Genomic DNA, 3377 nt, shown 5'->3' with positions numbered 1-3377 from the left:
GTGTGTCGAAGCTACCCAAGACGGTTTACGAAATTGATTGCGATGAGTTTAATAATCAGTTTGATAAAAAAGGCCACACTTATTTTTTGGAAGATTTAAATGGGCGACCGAGCCCAGTAATCAAACATATGGCTGACGCCATTCAAACGGGCAGGGTGTCACCAAACGAACGAAGTTACATTCTAAAATAACTGACGACTTTATTATATTTAACGATAATTTAATTGGGCCGTCTATTATTACTAATCTGATAAAAATGAAACACTTCGCCAATTCAGTTTGGCGGATTTGAGCTATACTGCAGACATTGTACAGAAACACAATGGTTTTAGCTAAAATGAGATTATCTAACGGTCTTAAAGCTTTACTCTCTTTTATCGTTGTAATATTTGTCGTTGCTTGTGGGCCAATGGCGTCGAAAGAGCCCACAACTAAGACGATTAATGTAGGTTTATTACCTGATCGCTCGCCTGCAGAGTTGAGAAAACAATACACCCCTTTATTTGACTACATTAGTAAAGAAGCTGACGTTCCATATCAACTTGTTATTCCCCAAAACTACCAAGAGCTAGTACTTTTGTTTGAAAAGGGGGCCGTGGATCTAGCGTTTTTTGGAGGATACACCTTTGTAAAGGCTAATGAAAACCATGGTGCTGTGCCTATAGTGATGCGGGATATCGATCGAAGCTTTTTAAGCGTGGTGATTACTCGAAAAGATACGAAACTTAATAATTTAACAGACCTCGAAGGACAGTCATTTACTTTTGGTTCTGACCTGTCGACGTCTGGTCACTTAATGCCTAGATACTACTTTTCTAAACTTAATATAATACCCGAACAATACTTTTCTGAAGTAAAGTTCAGCCAAGCACATGATAAAACGGTTGAACATGTCTATGAAGGAAAAGCAAAAGCTGGCGTGCTTAATGCCAATGTTTATCAGCGAATGACCCAAAGCAACCCAGAAATGGAGGCTGCATTGAAGGTCATTTGGCAGTCTCCTCCTTATCCCGATTATGTATGGGCCGCACAATCCGATTTGGATAAACAAGTCGTAGATAGCTTACTAGGAGCCTTTCTTTCTTTGGACTATAACTCGGCAAAGGAGGCTAAAATATTGGATTTGATCAATGCGGAAGTGTTTTATCCAGCGACGACAGGTGATTTTAGCGAACTTAAAAAAGCGATAACCCTAATGAATCAGGCGCAGGGAGCATCTCATTAATGGGGGAAACAAGTAAAAATAAGCCACTTTCAAGTGTCGTTGAGAGCCGCAATGACAATCAAACTAATGTCACTGCGTTGTCTCCGAACATGGAAAAAAATATAGAAAAACAAGGGAGTAAAACGTTAAGGCTCATATTTTCTCTGGTTACTGGAATCAGCTTTCTCGCTTTAGTGATTATTTTTACAATTACCAATGCAAATCAAAATTTGAGGGAAAGCAGAGAGGTCATTTCTAATTATCACGATCGTTCAATGACGACGACAGCAGACCTAATGGTGACCTTATTCGAAGTTCTCGATAATATAAACCAATTAAAAATATCTGAAAAAACAGAGCACAATGCTCAATTCCATGTCAGTGTACTCAATGTTGAACGCAAAGTGGCACTGTTAACTAGCATCCAAGACGAGTATGGTTCGTCGATTTTCAATCAAGTTCTCGGACGCCTTAAATCAGAAACAACAAGGCTACAAAACTTAACGTCAATTAAGCCAATTAAGTATGACAAAGTCGAGAGCTCGATTAGACAACTTATTCGTATCGCACGACAAAATGAGCTTTTGCATGAGAAGGCACGAGAACGACGCTTCGACGAACTCAATACCGAAACAGAAAACTCTGAGCTCATCATTTTCATCTTGTTATTTGCTACAGCGCTAATTGTAATACCAATTACTACTCTGATTTTGTTTAGAATTCGCAGAGATATAAAATTCAAGCTGTACACGATGAAGACCCTTGATACTACGCAAAAAGAACTGCAGCAGTTAGCTTTTTACGATTCGCTTACGGGCTTGGCGAATCGATTTTTGCTCACAGAAAGAATAGAGCAGGCGATCCGTCAAAACTTAAGAGACAGTGCCACAGGTGCACTTTTATTTATTGATGTTGATAACTTCAAGCGTATTAATGATTCATTAGGTCGAAGGTTTGGAGATGAAGTACTAAAGGAAGTAAGCACAAGATTGAAGCACAGTGTAAGAGCCACTGATACCGTTGCGCGAATAAATGGGGATGAGTTTGTTTTACTTTTACCAAACATTGATGATGAAACTAAGGCTGCTGAATTAGCAACAACAGTCCTTTCTGTTCTCGCCGCTCCCATTCCATATGACAATGACCATATATTTATTACCGCAAGTATTGGGGTATCCTTGATTCCCAAAGATACCGACGAGGCTGACTCTGCAATTAAGTTTGCGGATTTGGCTATGTATCAGTCCAAACAGTTAGGGAAAAACAAGTTCCGCTTTTATAACGAAGAACTTAACCAAGAGGCAACAGCGAAACTTAATATTGAAAACAAGCTCCGAAAAGCAATTGAAAATCAAGATTTTATTTTGTTTTATCAACCTCAGTATTCTTTAACACATGACAAAGTGATTGGTGTAGAGGCATTGATACGTTGGCAAGATCCAGAAGAGGGCTTGATTCCGCCTTTTCAATTTATACCGGTTGCTGAATCTACCGGCTTAATTGAGCCTATTGGTGATTGGGTAATCGAACAAGCGATACGAGATCTGCCTCGTCTACAAACCCTTGTCGACGAGGATATAGTCATAGCCATTAATGTCTCGGCTAGACAGTTAACAAACCGCCAGTTTTATGAAAACCTAATGGAGAAGTTTATTTCATCTGGCCGAAAGCCCAAAAACTTCGAAATTGAAATTACTGAAAGTATTTTGATGGAAGACCTGGACCACAATCATTCACAGCTAAAACGATTGCAAGAGACAGGGTTTGGGGTATCCATTGATGACTTTGGTACAGGGTATTCCAGCTTTGGTTATTTAAACAAATTACCTACCGATACTCTAAAGATAGATCGCTCGTTTGTTAAAGATATAGATACTCAACCTGCAGAGCTTGAAATTGTGTCGGCTATGATAAGCTTGGCTCATAACCTTCACTTAAAGGTCGTGGCTGAGGGAGTTGAGACAAAAGAACATATGGATATTTTACGAGATTGCAATTGCGATATTATCCAAGGTTATTATTACGCTAAGCCCATGTCACTTGAAGAACTGGAAAAGTCAGATTTGTTTGTAGCGGATAAAACAACAAAACCCTTGTCTTAAATCAATCGTTTTTCATTTTAACAAGTAATAAAGTGTTTTTTGTAAGTCATTTATTTATAATGTCGCCACAT

2 protein-coding genes and 1 pseudogene are annotated in these 3377 nt (G+C 38.9%); all 3 read left to right on the top strand.

Going from position 1 to position 3377, the window contains the following annotated elements; translation table 11 throughout:
- Window positions 1-191: pseudogene (locus AC4E96_RS13955) on the top strand (hypothetical protein); the annotation flags it as partial.
- Window positions 192-322: 131 nt separating this feature from the next.
- Window positions 323-1225 carry a phosphate/phosphite/phosphonate ABC transporter substrate-binding protein gene (locus AC4E96_RS13950; protein WP_490256259.1) on the top strand — a complete coding sequence of 301 codons (903 nt, stop codon included), beginning with the start codon at window positions 323-325 and terminating at the stop codon, window positions 1223-1225.
- A complete protein-coding gene (locus tag AC4E96_RS13945; protein WP_490256258.1) occupies window positions 1225-3306 on the top strand; it encodes a putative bifunctional diguanylate cyclase/phosphodiesterase in 2082 nt (693 codons plus the stop codon). The genes AC4E96_RS13950 and AC4E96_RS13945 overlap by 1 nt, the downstream gene beginning before the upstream one ends.
- Window positions 3307-3377 lie beyond the last annotated feature (71 nt).

This window comes from Psychrosphaera sp. (assembly GCF_982872775.1).
Note: the sequence above shows the minus strand (reverse complement) of the source record. Positions and strands in the feature narration are given on the sequence as shown.